Annotated in this window: 19 protein-coding genes, 1 pseudogene and 2 riboswitches; of the genes and pseudogenes, 8 read left to right on the plus strand and 12 right to left on the minus strand. The window is 41.1% G+C overall.

Features of this window, described 5'->3' with window-relative positions:
• Positions 1-29 precede the first annotated feature (29 nt).
• The 6 genes and pseudogenes from ACQKFG_RS01835 to ACQKFG_RS01860 all read right to left on the minus strand — a co-directional run bounded on the left by ACQKFG_RS01835 (position 30) and on the right by ACQKFG_RS01860 (position 5933).
• Positions 30-218 carry a hypothetical protein gene (locus tag ACQKFG_RS01835; protein WP_192203807.1) on the minus strand — a complete coding sequence of 63 codons (189 nt, stop codon included), beginning with the start codon at positions 216-218 and terminating at the stop codon, positions 30-32.
• Positions 219-327: 109 nt separating this feature from the next.
• A pseudogene (opp4A, locus tag ACQKFG_RS01840) lies at positions 328-2081 on the minus strand (oligopeptide ABC transporter substrate-binding protein).
• Between the two features lie 19 nt (positions 2082-2100).
• Complete coding sequence (locus ACQKFG_RS01845) at positions 2101-3000, minus strand: ABC transporter permease (RefSeq protein WP_427556724.1); 900 nt, start codon at positions 2998-3000, stop codon at positions 2101-2103.
• Between the two features lie 22 nt (positions 3001-3022).
• Positions 3023-3988, minus strand: coding sequence for an oligopeptide ABC transporter permease (opp4B, locus tag ACQKFG_RS01850; protein ID WP_342615305.1), 966 nt, complete (start codon positions 3986-3988; stop codon positions 3023-3025).
• 15 nt (positions 3989-4003) lie between these two features.
• Entirely contained in the window at positions 4004-4930 is a 927-nt protein-coding gene (locus ACQKFG_RS01855; RefSeq protein ID WP_427555755.1) for an ABC transporter ATP-binding protein, read from the minus strand.
• Positions 4908-5933 (minus strand): ABC transporter ATP-binding protein, encoded by a 1026-nt coding sequence (locus tag ACQKFG_RS01860; protein WP_427555758.1) that lies wholly within the window; start codon positions 5931-5933, stop codon positions 4908-4910. The genes ACQKFG_RS01855 and ACQKFG_RS01860 overlap by 23 nt, the downstream gene beginning before the upstream one ends.
• Before the next feature lie 494 nt (positions 5934-6427).
• On the opposite strand from ACQKFG_RS01860, the gene ACQKFG_RS01865 reads away from it, so the two are divergent.
• Positions 6428-7063 (plus strand): Bax inhibitor-1/YccA family protein, encoded by a 636-nt coding sequence (locus ACQKFG_RS01865; RefSeq protein ID WP_427555761.1) that lies wholly within the window; start codon positions 6428-6430, stop codon positions 7061-7063.
• A 171-nt stretch (positions 7064-7234) separates the two neighbouring features.
• On the opposite strand, the gene ACQKFG_RS01870 is transcribed toward ACQKFG_RS01865, so the two are convergent.
• From ACQKFG_RS01870 to ACQKFG_RS01880, 3 genes are all read right to left on the minus strand, one after another.
• Complete coding sequence (locus ACQKFG_RS01870; protein ID WP_192203801.1) at positions 7235-7777, minus strand: acyl-CoA thioesterase; 543 nt, start codon at positions 7775-7777, stop codon at positions 7235-7237.
• 132 nt (positions 7778-7909) lie between these two features.
• Positions 7910-8398: a M15 family metallopeptidase gene (locus tag ACQKFG_RS01875; protein WP_192208185.1), complete on the minus strand. Its 489-nt coding sequence runs from the start codon at positions 8396-8398 to the stop codon at positions 7910-7912.
• A gap of 125 nt (positions 8399-8523) precedes the next feature.
• Entirely contained in the window at positions 8524-9015 is a 492-nt protein-coding gene (locus ACQKFG_RS01880; RefSeq protein ID WP_349728898.1) for a DinB family protein, read from the minus strand.
• A 202-nt stretch (positions 9016-9217) separates the two neighbouring features.
• Between ACQKFG_RS01880 and ACQKFG_RS01885 the strand changes: the two genes are divergently transcribed.
• Positions 9218-11035 carry an ABC transporter ATP-binding protein gene (locus tag ACQKFG_RS01885; RefSeq protein ID WP_427555765.1) on the plus strand — a complete coding sequence of 606 codons (1818 nt, stop codon included), beginning with the start codon at positions 9218-9220 and terminating at the stop codon, positions 11033-11035.
• A 53-nt stretch (positions 11036-11088) separates the two neighbouring features.
• Here the strand turns inward: ACQKFG_RS01885 and ACQKFG_RS01890 are convergent, their stop codons facing one another.
• Positions 11089-11790: a GDSL-type esterase/lipase family protein gene (locus ACQKFG_RS01890; RefSeq protein WP_192203799.1), complete on the minus strand. Its 702-nt coding sequence runs from the start codon at positions 11788-11790 to the stop codon at positions 11089-11091.
• A 217-nt stretch (positions 11791-12007) separates the two neighbouring features.
• On the opposite strand from ACQKFG_RS01890, the gene ACQKFG_RS01895 reads away from it, so the two are divergent.
• Entirely contained in the window at positions 12008-12514 is a 507-nt protein-coding gene (locus ACQKFG_RS01895) for a GNAT family N-acetyltransferase (protein WP_192203798.1), read from the plus strand.
• 68 nt (positions 12515-12582) lie between these two features.
• Here ACQKFG_RS01895 and ACQKFG_RS01900 read toward each other — a convergent pair whose 3' ends face one another.
• A complete protein-coding gene (locus ACQKFG_RS01900) occupies positions 12583-12777 on the minus strand; it encodes an aspartyl-phosphate phosphatase Spo0E family protein (RefSeq protein ID WP_192203797.1) in 195 nt (64 codons plus the stop codon).
• A gap of 253 nt (positions 12778-13030) precedes the next feature.
• Entirely contained in the window at positions 13031-13219 is a 189-nt protein-coding gene (locus tag ACQKFG_RS01905) for a Fur-regulated basic protein FbpA (protein ID WP_192203796.1), read from the minus strand.
• Between the two features lie 176 nt (positions 13220-13395).
• A riboswitch (SAM riboswitch) is annotated at positions 13396-13500 on the minus strand.
• 157 nt (positions 13501-13657) lie between these two features.
• A riboswitch (TPP riboswitch) is annotated at positions 13658-13763 on the plus strand.
• A 90-nt stretch (positions 13764-13853) separates the two neighbouring features.
• Between ACQKFG_RS01905 and tenA the strand changes: the two genes are divergently transcribed.
• Genes tenA through thiE form a run of 5 tightly spaced genes read left to right on the plus strand, consistent with a single transcriptional unit; the run spans position 13854 to position 17268 of the window.
• A complete protein-coding gene (tenA, locus tag ACQKFG_RS01910) occupies positions 13854-14543 on the plus strand; it encodes a thiaminase II (protein ID WP_427555772.1) in 690 nt (229 codons plus the stop codon).
• 3 nt (positions 14544-14546) lie between these two features.
• Positions 14547-15068, plus strand: coding sequence for an energy coupling factor transporter S component ThiW (gene thiW / locus ACQKFG_RS01915; protein ID WP_192208183.1), 522 nt, complete (start codon positions 14547-14549; stop codon positions 15066-15068).
• Positions 15037-15843: a bifunctional hydroxymethylpyrimidine kinase/phosphomethylpyrimidine kinase gene (gene thiD / locus ACQKFG_RS01920; RefSeq protein WP_427555774.1), complete on the plus strand. Its 807-nt coding sequence runs from the start codon at positions 15037-15039 to the stop codon at positions 15841-15843. Before thiW ends, thiD begins: the two co-directional genes overlap by 32 nt.
• The gene (gene thiM / locus ACQKFG_RS01925) at positions 15840-16655 is read left to right on the plus strand and encodes a hydroxyethylthiazole kinase (protein ID WP_427555775.1); all 816 of its coding nucleotides are present in this window, start codon (positions 15840-15842) and stop codon (positions 16653-16655) included. Before thiD ends, thiM begins: the two co-directional genes overlap by 4 nt.
• Positions 16636-17268 carry a thiamine phosphate synthase gene (gene thiE, locus ACQKFG_RS01930; protein WP_427555778.1) on the plus strand — a complete coding sequence of 211 codons (633 nt, stop codon included), beginning with the start codon at positions 16636-16638 and terminating at the stop codon, positions 17266-17268. The genes thiM and thiE overlap by 20 nt, the downstream gene beginning before the upstream one ends.
• The last annotated feature ends 33 nt before the right edge of the window (positions 17269-17301 follow it).

The raw sequence follows: 17301 nt of genomic DNA on the forward strand, positions 1-17301 counted from the left end.
AAAAACCTCCTTCATGATGAAAGTTCAACTTACTTCAACTGTCTTTGTTTGTTGGACATTTCCTTCATATATTCCAAGAAGGCAATTCTCTTTTCGTCTGGATAGGCTACAATGTCAGTAATGATTTCCTCTTCAAGAGGCTTCAGTAATCGGCCAACCGATTCAGTAAACAATATTTCTAACTCTCTCTTTGTTTCATTAGGATTTCTCACTTCCATCAATATCACCCTTCCAATTACTTACTATTATCTATATAACCTTTATCCACTTCATCGAAACGCAAAAAAATCGACCGCCCATAAAGGCAGTCGATAGTCATCAATTAAATTATTTCGTTACACCCACATTATGCCACTGATATTGGCGGCCTGCGAGATAATCATAACCTGTAACGCGTTCATTCACTCCTGCCAATTGATAACGGAATAATGTCGGAATGACCGGAACCTCATCATGGATCAATTCTTGCCACTCATTATACGTGTCGATCCGATATTGATCATCAAAGGCTTCCTCAGAAATCCCTTTAGCAAGAAGCTCATCATTTTTTTCATTCACCCAGCGGGTATAGTTAAATTCTGCAGATCTAGACCATAAGCCTGATGGATCCGGATCGGAAGCTACTCCCCATGCAGCTTGGTAAATATCAACTTTGTCATTATCCTTTTTCAAAAGGTCATAGAATGAATTGAACTCATGCAGCCTACCATCCTGCAATTCAACGTCCAAACCTACTTGTTCCCATTGTTGGATATAATACCTTGCAAGAGGCTCGGAAACATCGGAACCGCTCATGGAAGCAAAATTGATCTTGAACTCTTTTCCATCTGCATCTTCACGAATGCCATCCTTATTCGTATCTACAAATCCTGCTTCATCCAAAAGTTTTTTTGCTTTTTCAGGATCATATTCATATGGTTTTACATCTTTATTATTATATTTAAAGTTCGGTGTAATGACAGAGTTAGCAGGGAAGCGAAGGCCCTTGTACATCTTTTCGCCAACTTCTTCATTATTGATGGCATATGCCATCGCCTGACGAAGGCGTTTGTCTCCGAATTTAGGATTCTCATCCATAATATTTTCTTCTTTTTCTTTATCATAGTAGCCGAAATTGAAACCAATATAGGAATAAGCCAATTCAACTTTCCCCAATAATTCGACATTATCCAATTCCTTGGCCTGTTCATATTGCTCTGCCAGGACCTCTGCTACATCGAGGTCACCATTTTTAAGTGACTTGACGACAACGGACGGATTCACGACTTTTAATGTGACACTGTCCAATTTAGGTGCACCGCGGTAATAATCTTTATTCGCTTCAAATTCGACTGCTTCCCCTTGAACGATTTTCTTCACTTTGAATGGTCCAAAGCCAATCGGATTTTTACGGATTTTATCCGATGATTCCAACTCTGCAATCGGAACATCTTTTAAGTATTCTTTATGAAGCGGGTATGTCCATAATCCAGTCGTGACGGAAGGATTCGCTTTTTTGAATGTGAAAGTGATTTTCTTGCCGTCGACTTTAATGCCTGAAATCTTATCCGCTTTCCCTTCATGATACTCTTCCATACCCTCGATTAATGCCATTTGTTCATCATAGCGTACACCTTTGTAATCTTTGCTGCCTATGACAAGATATGCATATTCTAAATCTGCACCTGTCACAGGTTTTCCATCTTGCCAATTTACATTAGCGTAACCGTTTTATGATCGTCTGAAATCTCATAGGAAGCGGCCCCTTCATTCGTGAACACATAGTTTTCGTCTGTATCCAATAAATCTTCATCATCCAGGAAAGTGATAATTTGATGATCTGGTTCGCCTTGATAGAAAACTTTGTTTAATATCCCTTCAAACGGGGTATCGGATACCAAACCATATGTCAAATGGCCGCCTTTAATCGGCTCCCCTTGATTCGTCGTCTTTGTTGGGAATTTAGAGGTATCGACCTGTTCGACATCTTTCCCTTTTTTCTCTTTCGTTGACGTTTTCTCCGTATCATTCGAACATGCAGCAAGCATTAGAGACGAAATGGCCAATGCACTTAATACCTTACTATAGCTTTTGATTTTCATATCCTACACTCCCCTTTTTTTATCCTCTTCTTTGTCTTGCATCGGCGGCGCGTTTTAACGCTTGGCCAACGAAATTTATACTCAGCATCAACACTAGAATCATGAGTGATGCGGGTACCCATATCCACCACTTGTTTTCCAGAACATCTGGATTTCGAGCATAACTGATGAGCGTCCCTAAACTCGGTGTGCTCTCCGGAAGACCGAACCCTAAGAAAGTCAAACTGGATTCTAGGCCAATATTGCCTGCAAGGTTCAAAATGAAGTTGACGATGATCAACGAACTGACATTGGGCAGAAGCTGAAACAGGATGATTTTCCAATGTGGTGTCCCCAGTGTCTGTGAGGCGTGGATATAATCCAGCTCACGCTCAGACAAAGCCTTCGAACGAATCAGCCGTGCCTTTCCTGTCCATAAAAACATCGTCATGATTAAAATGAAAACATATACATTGAAGATCGGCACAATCGTGACTACAACGATGATGAACATCATTTGCGGCAGGGCAATCACGAAATCGATAATACGCATGATCACATTATCGGTTGCCCCGCCGAAATAACCAGCAATAAGCCCTAATGATAAACCGATGATAGCCGTGAATAATGTAATGAATAAACTGATCGTGAATGAATTCCTGGTACCTACTATCAGTTGGCCGAATACATCCCGGCCACCATAATCGGTTCCAAGCCAATAGTCTGAAGATGGCTCCAAATAAATGGAGAGGAAATCGACCTTGGCAATTTCTTTGGCATCCATGAAGAAAGCCGCGCCATAAACGAAAATCAATATAGCAGCCAATGTAATCAAGGAGCCCATTGCAAGCTTATCCCTTTTGATTTCCTGCCAGATGATATTGATTCCTGAAGGGCTTACATCGTTAACTTGTATGTTCTTTCCGGATTCCACTTTCATTTCCATATGACTCACCCCGCTCCTATTCTATCCGTATGCGCGGATCGACCGCACTAAGTATGATGTCCGAAAGAAGGGTGCCAAGCAGAGTGGCAAATCCCGTCATCATGACGATGGCCGTGACAACACTGAAATCCCGCAGACTCACCGAACTAAGGAAAAGCTGCCCAAGACCCGGATAACTGAAAATGGTTTCGATTATGACCGCGCCGCCGACCAATCCAGTAATTTCATAACCTAAGAATGCTGCTATCGGTAAAAAGGAATTTCTCAGGATATGCCGTGAATAAACTTTTGATTCAGGCACTCCCTTCGAACGCGCTGTCCTTACGAAATCCTTGATTTTATTATCGATGATTTCATTACGCAAATATTGGATCGTACTTGTTGTTGCAATTAAAGCTGTACTTAAAGCTGGTAAAATCAAATGATTGATCTTGCTTACAACATAGGCGAATGTTCCTTCATCCACTTTTGAATCGACACTGCCCCCAGACGGGAACCAATCCAGGGCAAAGCCGAAAACGAATAACATGATTAAAGCAAAAATGAAAATCGGCGTGCCAAATCCTAAATAGCTATATCCCGTAACGGTTTTATCCACCCAGGTATCGTTATACCTTCCGCTAAGTATGCCTAATGGAATAGCAAGCATATATGTAAAGATCAGCGTGACCAACGCCAGGAACACTGTGTTCCAAAGCCTGTCTTCGATCACATCCATGACGGGCGTCTTATGTGTATAGGAAATACCGAAATCCCCCTGTACTGCATTGGATGCCCACCTTAAATATTGTTGGTACCAAGGGTCATTCAAACCCAGCTCTTCCCTGACCCTTTCAAGCTCGGCTGGATTGGCCCTAGGATTGATTTCCTGGCCTGACAGTGCATCTCCGGGCATTGCTTTTGCCATCATGAAAACGATGATGCTCAATAAAAAGAGCTGCGGGATCATTACTAATAATCGTCTTAGGATAAACTTCCACATAGTCCTTCCACCTCCTTATTGTATTGCGACTCTATGTGTTGATGAGATTGGCTTCAAATCGTAAGCACGTCCATTCTCATCGAAATATTTTGAGTAGGTAGACTCATATTCCGAGGTGAGTTTTTTTCTAAGCTGCACTTTATCTTGGCGAACTTCCGGCTCTAAATCCGGAATGGCCGCAATCAGGCGCTTCGTGTATATATGTTGGGGATTTTCATAGATTTCCTCACTTTTGCCTTCCTCTACCAATCTACCGCGATACATAACACCCATCCGGTCACACATATGCCGGATTACGCCTAAATCATGCCCGACAAATAAATAAGTCAAATTGAACTCTTGTTGGAGATCCTGAAGAAAATTCAATACCTGTGCCTGAACGGAAACATCCAATGCTGACACCGGTTCATCCGCAATGATCAGTTTAGGTTTCAATGTCAATGATCGGGCAATCCCAATCCGCTGCCGCTGCCCCCCTGAAAATTCATGAGGATACTTGTGAATCGATTCAGGACTCAGTCCGACTTTGTCCAAGAAGTCCTGTACGATTTTCCTTTCCTCTGAAGGGGATAACCGTTCGAAGTTCCTCAGCGGTTCGGCAATGATGTCCAGTACCCTCTTCTTCGGATTCAATGATGAATACGGGTCTTGGAAAATCATTTGTATATCTTTTCTGAAAGGTTTAATTTCTCTTCTACTTAGAGAGGCTAAATCCCTGCCTTCAAATAGGATTTGTCCGGATGTCACCTCATTCAGTTTGACCACTGCCTTGCCTGTCGTGGACTTGCCGCTTCCGGATTCACCGACCAAACCATATGTTTCCCCTTGCTGCAACTCCAAGGAAACACCGTCCACGGCCTTTACGTGATCGACCACCCTTCGAAAAAAACCGCCCCTTATCGGAAAATGCACTTTGAGATTATCTAATTTGAGTAATGTCATTGGCCGTTGCATCTCCTTCAGCTTGAAAATAAAATTCTTTATAGCAGGTACAGCGCACTAAATGATCGTTGCCCACATCGTGAAGCCGGGGTGTCTCTTCATGCGCATGTTTAGGTATCCAAGGAATCCTATCTTGGAAGCGACATCCTATCCGATCCATTTTCGCTATCGATGGAACGATTCCTTCGATAACGTGCAAACGGTTTTTCTCGTTTGCAGCAGAAGGTATCGAATTTAATAACGACCTCGTATATGGATGCAGCGGATTGTTGAATATCTCTTTAACACTTCCCGTTTCCACTACCTGACCTGCATACATGACAACGATCCTGTCTGCGATCTCTGCTACGACGCTCAGATCGTGTGTTATTAAGATGATCCCCATTCTTGTCCTGCTCTGGATATCTTTCAGCAGATCAAGTATTTGCGCTTGAATCGTAACATCCAGTGCCGTCGTGGGTTCATCGGCGATGACCAGTGCAGGGTTGCAAGCAATGGCAATCGAGATCATTGCCCTTTGGCGCATTCCGCCCGAGAGCTCATGCGGATATTGCTTGTACGTCCGTTCAGGGTATGGAATTCCCACTTGTGTCAAAAGTTCGATCGTCCTGTTCTTTTTTTCAGCAGTTGAGAGTTCAGTATGGTAATCAAGGTTCTCCTCGATCTGTTTTCCGATGGTCATGAGCGGGTTCAAAGCCGTTAAAGGTTCCTGGAATATCATCCCCAATTCCTTACCCCGGACTTTATTCATTTGTACATCATTCAACTTTAGTAGATTTTGATCTTTATAATTGATATTTCCTTCGGATTTCGTTCTCTGCCTATTATGTAATTGAATGATAGATAAGGCCAATGCACTCTTTCCACAACCTGATTCTCCAACAACTGCTACAATTTCATTTTCATTCACCGTAAACGAAACATCATCCACCGCTGCATGATATTTGTTGCCGATTCGAAATGAGGTAGTTAGGTTCTCTATTTGCAAAATAGCTTTCTTCATTCTTGCTCCCCCTAAACTATTTTATCGGGAAAATAATTAATCTTCTGATAATTATCTAGAATTTTAATCAATTTTTTACAATTATACAATAGGTTTTATAGAAAATAATCACATTTTTTTCATATTTTATAACTTTAAGAATAATTTTCCGCAATAAAAAATCGTTTCCTTTATAACGGTTATACAGTAAAGTTTTGAAGTCCGATTAAATGTAAAGAAGCAATAATTATTAATTTACTATTCCAAGATAATAACCTTAACGTTCATATCTATTTATTGGCCTTGTCGTTCTACATACCGCAGAATGGTTCAAATTGAATTTTTTTGATATTTCAGAAAAGTTAGTACATTTGTTAGGATATCATAAAACAGGTAATTATTTCATATATATTTCAATACTAAAAAAAAAAACACTTTATTTTCATTAAATGGCATGAAACCTTTTTAAAACAGATTCGTAGAAAACGGTAGAAAATATATGATGAGGTGTTTGAATGTATTCACAAACTGTACAAACATATATGCCGTCCGTCATGCGGACGTTCGCTATGTCACTTGCCGTTTCCGTCTTAGGGATGGCTCTCGGCACACTTGTTCCGCCATCCTTGTTTCTTCCCTTAGCGATACTTGAGATCGCGATGTTGATTGGAGCATTCATATTGCGGAGGAAAAAAGCCATCGGTTATACATTTTTGTATAGTTTCACATTGATTTCAGGAATTACGACATATCCGATCATTGCACACTACCTAGCCGCTGCAGGGGCAAATGTGGTGATTCTGGCAGGTGTTACGACGACAGTCGTATTTGGTGGACTGGCGGTTTATGCCACAACCACCAAAAGGGACCTTTCTTTCTTGGGCGGAATGTTATTTGCAGCCTTGCTAGCTTTAGTGGTCATTAGCATTTTCAACATTTTCTCTCCATTAAGCTCTACAGCCATGCTGGTCTTTTCCTTTATTGGGATTTTAGTTTTCAGTGGTTATATTTTATATGATTTCAACCGAATGAAGCATTACGGGGTAACAGCCGAGGAAGTACCGCTCATGGCCTTGAATCTATATCTAGATTTCATTAACCTATTCATTAACATCTTGCGCTTCTTCGGTATTTTAGCAAACGATGACTGAAAAGTGATATGATCAAACCTAACAAAAAAGACGCTTGGACTTATCCAAGCGTCTTTTCACGTTTCTTTCCCATCCGGATAATGCCCCAAAACCAATGGCATTTAATAAAAGACCAAATCACAATGAATTTGGTCTAAAATCATCAATAAGAAGGCTGAAGGAATGCGTATCTTATTTATATAATCCAGGCTTCGATTGATCGGTCCATGGCAGCTTCACACCGAAAGTACTTGCTATGAACTGTGTATCTTCCCTTCTTTTTTTCCTTATTTGTGCCCGTTGTTTTGCTGATTCATTTAAATTCATTTCCATCTCTGTTTCAGGAACCAAACGCGGGACCGGAATTGGTTTACCTTCTTCATTAATGGCAACAAATGTCAAGAAAGAAATGACACATAAATTCCGATCTCCTGTAACTAAATCCTCTGCAATCACCTTTACGATGATTTCCATTGATGTTCTGCCCGTATAAGTCACGAAGCTTTCAAGGCAAACTGCATTTCCTTCGTGAATAGGGTGCAGGAAATCGACAGAATCAGTTGATGCCGTAACGACGTTGCTTCGCGCATGACGCATGGCTGATATAGCCGCTACATCATCAATATATGCCATTAATTTGCCTCCGAACATCGTACCAATATTATTTGTATCCGGCGGGAGGACAAGGCTTGTTTTTATGACCAAAGAGTCCCGGCAATATTTTGTTTCTTCCATGGTGACTGCACTCCTTTATGTCTGATTTCTCACTATTCCACTTTATCGAATTCTTACCTGTAAAGCAATTCACATGCTTATTTTCCTGCTTTAAGTCAAAATTTATGCGGCATACATAGAAACCATCCACTATCACTGCGCTTTTGGCCGCTTGCCTTGTTGCAGCTCACGCAGGTTCAAGCCAAATGTCATTTGTAAATGCGGATAATCCTTGAACCCAGCCCAATCCCCACCCCAATCAAAACCTAACCCTTTAGCGATGGTTACAACTTCCATCCAATCCGGCTTTCCATTATCGTTGCCGTCATAATTCATATCCCAAATGGCCTCGCCTTGTTTGTTAAGGAGGGCAAAATCTATCGCCAAACCGAAATTATGCAGAGACTCGCCACCTCTTGCATTCGTTACGATGTTGCCCGAGCCTGATCTGCCCTTTTCATAGAGTTCATTTTGCTCGGCTACAGACCGGAACCCTGCCGTAATGATAATCGGGATGCCTTTGTCATTAGCCAGTTGAATGAGCTCGTCTTTTTTTTCGGCGACGATCGGATTCAGCTCGTCAGTCAGTTCGATTTCATCTAGATCAGGCGGAAGCATATACTTGAACAAGAGCCCTAGCATCAATCCGAAAAAGCCCAATACCAAACATGTCCTTACCCAAGTGGCTTTCACTGAAAAATCCTTCCTTTACGAATATCTGTCCGAAAATGAAAAACTCAACCAAAGACGGATGAGTTTTTCTTCTATTATAACTTTGCTTTCAATTCTTCAATTTGCAATAAATGCCGTTTTTCATGCAGTCCCACAAATGGGATCCATTGCTTCAAGCTTAAATCTTTAAACAAAGGGTGTGGAAAAGATTTTTGTTCGAGATCAATTTCCTTTACATCGTCAACGACCCGTACAAAAGCTTTTCGGGATTCGGACAACTTTTCCTTAATCTCACTCAAAGTTTGGTATGATTCTGACGGAATGACAAAGGACGGGGCCTGGACCTTCATTTCACGATTTAAAGTAAGCTCGATCGGTTTATCCACAGCAGGAATGCTATCATCGCTTTTCAATTTATCGGAAATGCCCTTTGTTATGGCCCTCTCCATTAAATATAAATGATCCAAAACCTGCATGATGCTCCATCTTCCTGGTTCAGGATGGGTGTTCAGCTGTTCATCCGTTAGACCGATGACCGCATTTAAAAGTTCTTCCCTGACTTTTTCATTTTCATTCACTTTTAGCATCTCCTCTTATCAGCCTCGCTAATCTCCCTTAATTATTCCATGTCCTATATGAACGTGTAAAATAATTATACTTTTTGACTGAAATGAACCGCTTAAAAGTTGTCTATTTTTTGAAAAGCTCTATGATAGTCATAAAGGCAAAATTCATCTAATTCAAATGACTTTCAAAACACCAAGGTTAGTCTAAATAGGAGTGATCGCTATGAGTGGAGGACATATTCCATTCAGCCACAAAGGCCGCAGTACCATGCATGCAATCCCCTCAAAAGGAAGCATATGGTTGATGCTCAAACAAATGTTCAATCGGGTCCCATCGAAGTGGAAGTTTTGCACTTTGGTTTTATGTATCATGCTTTTCATTTCATTGCTTGAGTTCTCCATCCCCCAGTTGACGCAGTTTACGATTGATACAATCATTCCCGAAAAAAGATATGACTCATTAATCTGGATTGGCGCAGGTATTCTTTGTGCTGCCATTTTATTGGCTTTACTGAACTACTTTAACAGCTATATCGTTTCCAAGGTCGGTCAAAAGGCTATTACGGATATACGGAATAGCATGTATGACCATATTCAAACACTGGATATGAAATTCTTTGATAAAAACCGTACTGGTGACTTAATGTCGCGGTTGACCAATGATGTCAATTTACTGCAGCAGCTCATCTCTTCAAGCATGCTTCAAGTCTTGACTGACACGGTGACTTTCATTGCCGTGGCGGTTTATATGCTTTTCATTAATTGGAAGCTGACCATTGTCCTTCTTTTTACATTCCCTTTCATGTTCTATATCACAAGGGTATTCGGTAAACGCATCAGGATGTCATTTAGGTCTGTGCAAAGTTCCGCAGGAGACATCAGCAACCAGTTACAGGATTCCATTTCAGGAATGCGGCTCATTCAATCTTTTACAAATGAAGAATTCGAATCAAGGAAGTTTGCGGAGCGTAATCAGGAAAATATGGCTGCAAACCTTAAGTCCGTTCGGCTACGCTCCATGTTCGGTCCGATAATTGATTTATTGAACAATATCGGTCTTGTAGCAGTCATTGTGTTCGGTGCTTGGCAAGTGATGGAAGGTGAATTCACAATAGGGTTAATCGTGGCCTTTCTCGCCTATTTGAGGTTACTGCAGAGTCCCGTTCGCAATTTTAGCCGGGTCATCAGCATTGTCCAGCAATCAGCCGCGGCCTTTGAGCGGATAACTGAAATATTGGAAACCCAACCTGAAATAAGTGACAAGGAAAATGCCATCGAACTCCCTTATATAAAAAGGAAAATTGAATTTCAATGTGTTGATTTTGCGTATGATGAGAGTGTACCTGTCCTCAGCCATTTAAGCCTGTCAATGAAAGCTGGTCAAGTAACTGCTCTGGTTGGCTCCTCTGGCGCTGGAAAATCGACCATCACGAGCCTTTTGATCCGATTTTATGATCCGCAAGATGGCATGATTAAAATGGATGGTCTTGATATCAAGGATGTGTCACTGAAATCATTACGGGGACAAATGGGGATTGTTTCCCAGGATATCATTTTATTCAATGGCTCCATTCGTGATAACATCGTGTATGGCAAACTTGATGCTACAGATGCTGAAATCATCGAATCCGCCAAAGCGGCAAATGCGCATGACTTTATCAGTGCCTTTCCTGATGGTTATGATTCACAGATTGGAGAGCGCGGAGTCAAGCTTTCAGGCGGACAAAAACAGCGCATTGCCATAGCTAGGGCACTTTTGAAAAATCCGCAAATCATCATTCTCGATGAAGCAACGGCGGCCTTGGATACAGAATCCGAACATTTGATCCAGCAAGCATTGTCACGTTTAATGAAAAACCGGACTTCAATAGTAATTGCACATCGTTTATCGACCATTCATGATGCGGATCAAATTATCGTTCTGGAAAAAGGGCAGGTTCATGAAAAAGGAACACATGAACAGTTATTGCTAAACAACGGCAGATACAAGCAACTCCATGACTTGCAGTTCCCTCAACTTAAAGCGATATCAAATTCCTAGCTACTTCTTGGAGGGCAAAAATGCACAGGAAGCCTTCCTGTGCATTTTTGCTTTCATTTGAAATCATAACTTTCCAAAACCCGGTTCGCAATGAGCTGATACCCTTTTTCATTCGGATGTAACTTATCACTGAAATACTCTGTTTTCTTTTTATCTTCAAAAAGATCATTTGTAGGAATGAATAACATCCTTTTATCTTTATCCGCTATTCCCTTTATTGACAGGTTATAATCACGAATGTCCTTTTCAAGTTTTTGATTGTCTTTTATTGGGTTATATAGTCCTACTACCAGAATATCCGCCTTATCGTTTGCCTCTATCAAGGTTGATGTAATCTTTTTGAGATGGTTGATATACTCCTGTTTCCCCTCAATGATTTTTCGGTCACTTATTTTCTCCAAGTCCCCTCCGTTACTATTGATCAAGTCATTCGTTCCAATAAAAACGATGAAAGTATCTGCTTCATCAAGTTTCGTTTTAATGCGGTAATCATCAAGCTGTTTCATCACCCCATCCGTTTCCTGGCCTTTTATACCGTAATTCCAAAAACTCACTTTTTGTTCCGATTGTGGATTATTCAATTCATCCTCAAGGCCTTCTATATATCCTTCCCCATCCTTATCCCCTTTTCCATAGGTTAATGAATCTCCAAAAGCCATCACCCTTTGCACATCTTCCGACTCCGAGGCCTGAAATTCATACGCAGCAAAACATATAACGAGTACTATAATCAATAAACCTGCCAATTTTTTCATTTGGTTCCCCTCTTGTCTCTTTACTAGAAGTATTTAATCTTTTACATACCCAAAAAATCTACAGTCTTAACATAAAAAAATTGTCAGATAAAGATTCAAGAGTGTATGATAATATAAAACTTTCAATGGTTTGGGTGTCATTCACCGTCCCTAAAACAAAATACGGGATTACCCTTCATTCTGGAGATTTAATAAATGATAGTTAGGAGTTTAAATCATGGAAGAGCTCATAGAGTTTAGAGAGGCAGGACTATCCGATCTACCCAGAATTGTTGAAATATATAATTCAACAATTGCTTCAAGAATGGTCACGGCAGATACGGAGCCTGTATCCGTCCAATCGAGGGTTAAATGGTTTGAGGAACATCATTCAGAAAGTAGACCGCTATTTATCATTACTATAAAAGGGAAAACTGCTGGATGGATGAGCTTTCAATCCTTCTATGGCCGACCGGCATATAATTCCACTGCCGAAATCAGCATTTATATAGATGATTATTTCCGGGGAAAAGGAATCGGACAAATTTCGATTCAAAAGGCAATTGAATGGAGTCCAAAATTAGGTGTTAAGACTCTATTGGGTTTCATTTTCGCCCACAATACACCAAGCCTTAAGCTTTTTTCCAAATTCGGGTTTGAAGAATGGGCACATTTACCTCAAGTTGCCGAGTTGGATGGAATCGAGCGGGATTTGCTCATTCTTGGTAAACGTGTCGATATGTAATATCATTCTTTAGAGCTATTGCCTTGAGCAGTAGCTTTTTCATATTAATCGAGTGCGAATTGGCTAATTTAAAAATACCTATATGCTTTCTGGAGGTAAAAATGTTCACACTCTCTTTTACTTGTTAACGCATTTAATAGCGTATCCAATTCTTGACTTGCTTGAACAGTTAGCAGACTTGATAAGCCGTAAATTGCTGCCAAGTTGATCATTTCTTTTCTTTTCTCTTCTATTTTTTCTATAGTTACCTTACGGCAAGGCATTATATAGCCACCTCCCATTTATTCAATTTTTTTACACTTTCATCATAATGAATCTACTAGTTAAAATCAACTATTTTTCAGAAATTAAATGTGTTATTTTAAAGGTTAAATGTGACAAAATGACTATTTTTTCTGTAATTATGTATATTTTGTGTCATTTTCTATTAAACGCAAAAAAGCATCCACTAGTGTAGACTGTGAATGCTTACATCATATCTCTTATCCAAGAACCCAAACTATAGTCCATCGTTTACTATGTCATCCATTCAGAAGGTGACTCGGTATTTGGTTTATTTATAACAATCTTATATTCATCTTCAAGTACTTTTAATGGGGCATCATAAAGGTGCCTTTCATCAGAGGTTTTGTATACTCCATTGGCCAATAACTCTTCAATAAGCTTTGCCTTCCTCTGTTCGATCCTCTTAAATAATTCTGCCATGTAAATGGCTCCTTTCCTAGTCATCCTAGAGCCTGCTTCTAGTTAGCTAATCTTTATCAACTTGTTTTATTTTCACCAAATTATATATACCTTTTCTATTATGTCACTAAACGTTATTTCCCAAAAATAAAAGCCCCTTCTAATTCAAGAAGAGGCTGACAGTGTCCGTACGGCTCTTCTTATCTTCCAAGCATATGCTTGTTGGATTTAGCACAGTTCCCAAAACGGGTCCGCTGCCGAGGTTTCTTTGGGCCAAGTCCCTCCACCTCTCTGGATAAGAAATCGATATATAAATGATGTAGACATGATTTTATCCTAATAACCATCAAAAGTCAATTACCTGGTTCTCCCTTTTTTCCTGGACATAAAATGGTCCCTCTTTAAATGCGGGTTGCATTTTCTTGTCTTTCTGATATGATGTCAGTAATTACATACAATTCACACCACTAGGGGAGTCTTTTTTTAAGACTGAGATGGAATTAGTTCCGGACCCTTTGAACCTGAACCGGCTCATACCGGCGGAGGGAAGTGGATGATATCGTCCATTTTCAGACTATATCCATCTACCCCGTTCCGTATTCAGGAACGGGGTTTTTTCATTAACAAAGGGATCCATTCTAAAGGAGGATGAACAATGGAGAATGTTAAATTAGAAACATTCAGTGATAGACTACATGCACGGTCAAAAGAGATTTGGAAAAGGAACCATTCACATCCCTTCGTCCAGGCAATTGGAAATGGTACGCTTCCTGAAAAGAAATTTGCCTATTACCTGAAGCAGGACTATATCTATCTCATGGATTATTCCAAGCTCTTTGCTTTAGGTGTAATCAAAGCTCATAACATCGAAACCATGGCAAAGTTTGCGAGTATTTTAAATGAAACCCTTCAAGTGGAAATGGATATTCATCGGCATTATGCTTCCGAATTCGGGATCACTTCCAAGGAATTGGAAGATACAGAACCTACTCCAACGACTCTAGCCTATACAGGCTACATGCTAAATGCAGCTCAGCATGGGACTTTGGCAGACTTGATCGCCTGTCTCCTGCCCTGCGCTTGGGATTATTATGAAATCGGTTTGCTACTAAAAGAACAAAATGGAGCATCATTGGAAAACAATCGCTACGCAGATTGGATAAGGTCCTATTCATCTCCTGAATTCGGGGAAGCACACAAATGGCTGATCGCTTTGTTGGAAGAATTGACGGAAGGCATGCCAGAAAAGGAACTTCTTAGATTAGAAAAGCACTTTTTGGTTACATCCCGATATGAATATTTATTCTGGGATATGGTTCATAATGAGCAAGTTTGGCCGCTGTAGATGATGAATCCTGTCAAGAAACTGACGTTGACTGCCATGATTACGGCTATTACGACGCTGACCAGTTCATTTATTTTCATTCCTGCAGGATTTGCAAAGGTCTTTCCTATTCAGCATCTGGCAAATGTCCTGACGGCCGTTCTATTGGGGCCAGCTTATGCAGTGACACAAGCTTTTTTAGTTTCCATCATTAGAAACATGTCTGGTACCGGTTCAATTTTCGCCTTTCCCGGTAGCATGATCGGTGCACTTTTGGCCGCAATCCTTTATCGAAAAACACAAAGCTTAAAATTCGCTTGTTTAGGGGAAGTGATCGGGACCGGCATTATCGGTTCCCTAGCCTGTTATCCACTTGCCCTCCTCCTATTGGGAGAAAAAGCTGCTCTTTTTGGTTTTTTACCGGCTTTTATGCTCAGTTCATTCGCTGGTGCGATTTTAGCTTTTATATTACTTAAAATACTTCTAAAAAATACTTATATGAAGGGGTTTTTTTATGAAAACAGCATTAACCATCGCAGGCTCTGATTCAGGGGGCGGGGCTGGAATCCAAGCGGATTTAAAAACATTTTCTGCACATGGTGTCTTTGGCATGTCTGCCATCACAGCCGTAACCGCACAAAATACAATGGAAGTCCGTTCAGTACAGCCAATTGAAACAGCTATCATATCAGATCAAATTGCAGCTATCTTTGAAGATATTACTGTCGACGCAGTAAAAATAGGCATGCTTGGATCAAAAGAAATCGTGGAAACTGTCGCTGCGTCCCTTAAAACCTTCTTGCCTGCCATCGTTATCCTTGACCCTGTCATGATTTCCAAAAGCGGTCATCATTTGCTCGACGATAAGGCTGTCTCTGCCTTAAAAATGAATTTGCTTCCGCTTGCAACACTTGTAACCCCTAATGTACCGGAAGCGGAAGTACTTACTGGCTTGTCGATTCGAACGGAACAAGATTTCTACAAAGCATGCATTTCAATACAAGAAATGGGTCCCAAAGCCGTTTTACTTAAAGGAGGCCATGCAGCTGGAAATCCAAATGATCTTTTTTATGATGGGACTGACTTCCAATGGATCGAGGGGGAGCGCATTCATACTAAGAACACTCATGGCACGGGCTGTACCCTATCATCCGCCATTACATCAAACCTGGCAAATGGGCTGCCATTGCAAGAGTCGATAGAAAAGGCCAAGACCTATATTTCTGAAGCGATACGCAATAGCTTTTCAATCGGTAAAGGTCATGGACCTGTCCATCATTTTCATTCATTTTCAAAAAAAGAACGGAGTGAATTAATATGAAGGTTTCTGCAGCCGATTTATTCGTGAAGGTAAAAGAAAGAAAACCACTCATTCACCAAATCACCAACTTTGTTACTGTCAACGACTGTGCAAATGCCACCCTTGCCATCGGTGGTTCACCAGTAATGACTTCGAGCCCAAGAGAAGTGGCGGATATGGTCAAATTAGCAGATGCATTGGTTTTGAATTTCGGTACGATCGATGATAAAGCCTTGGAAGCAATGGAGATTGCCGGTAAGACGGCAAATACCATGGATATCCCGGTCATCTTGGACCCGGTGGGAGTTGGTGCCACCCCCTATCGTACAGAGCAGGTCAAAGAGCTCCTTAGTAAGGTTACTTTCCAAATCATTCGCGGGAATGCGAGTGAGATTCTTTCATTGATGGGTGGGGATACCGTTACACGCGGGGTGGATTCGGGGGAATTAGCGATTAGCCATGCAGAGCTGGCTGCACAAGCAGCTAATAAATTGAATAGCATCGTCGTGGTCAGCGGAGCAAAGGATGCAGTCAGCGATGGAAAACATACGTCCATCATCGACAATGGAAACCTCCTTTTAACTAATGTTACAGGTACCGGTTGCATGTCCACCGCTCTTATCGGCACTTTTTCCGGAGTCACCGACGATTTCTATTCTGCGGCAATTGCTGGAATCTCAACCATGAGCATTTCAGGGGAACTAGCTGCTGCAAACCTTCAAAAAGATGAAGGAACAGGAACGTTTCGTGTGCGATTAATCGATGCAATATCAAGAATGGATAGGGAAATCTGGATGGATGAGGTGAAAATGAATGAAGAAGTCCCAAATTGATTTAAGCTTGTATTTAGTTACGGAAGAGTCCATAGCATTAGAAAAATTGACCGAAATCATTGCAGAATCGGTTTCAGGAGGAGTCTCAATCGTACAACTTAGGGAGAAAAACAATTCCTCCCTTTCCTTTTATAAAAAAGCTTCTGCATTGAAACAGTTATTGAACGAGCTGTCCATTCCCCTTATCATCAACGACCGGGTGGATATAGCACTTGCGGTTGGAGCGGACGGAATTCATATTGGGCAAGATGACCTTCCTCTGACTGTCGTCAAACAAATGGTTCCTGAAGATATGATTGTCGGTGTATCTGTCTCCACACTTGAAGAAGCTCACGAAGCCGAACGAAATGGAGCAGACTATATCGGAGTCGGTTCCGTTTTCCCTACAAAGACCAAACAAGATGCAACCCTGATGGCCATTGGGGATCTGGAGGAAATTTGCCGCAGCGTATCCATTCCCGCCGTAGCCATCGGGGGTATCACTGCAGATAACATATCCGCTCTTTCTGATAGCAGGCTATCAGGTACCGCTGTCGTATCGGCGATCATGAATGCAGAAAGTCCGAAGAGCGCCTCCGAATCACTTTTAAAAATCATAAAAGACTTTACTTAATGAAAAGAGGGGACTGATTACAGTCCCCTTCCT

This window comes from Peribacillus sp. NPDC076916 (genome assembly GCF_050269675.1).
Classification (GTDB): Bacteria; Bacillota; Bacilli; order Bacillales; family DSM-1321; genus Peribacillus; species Peribacillus aracenensis.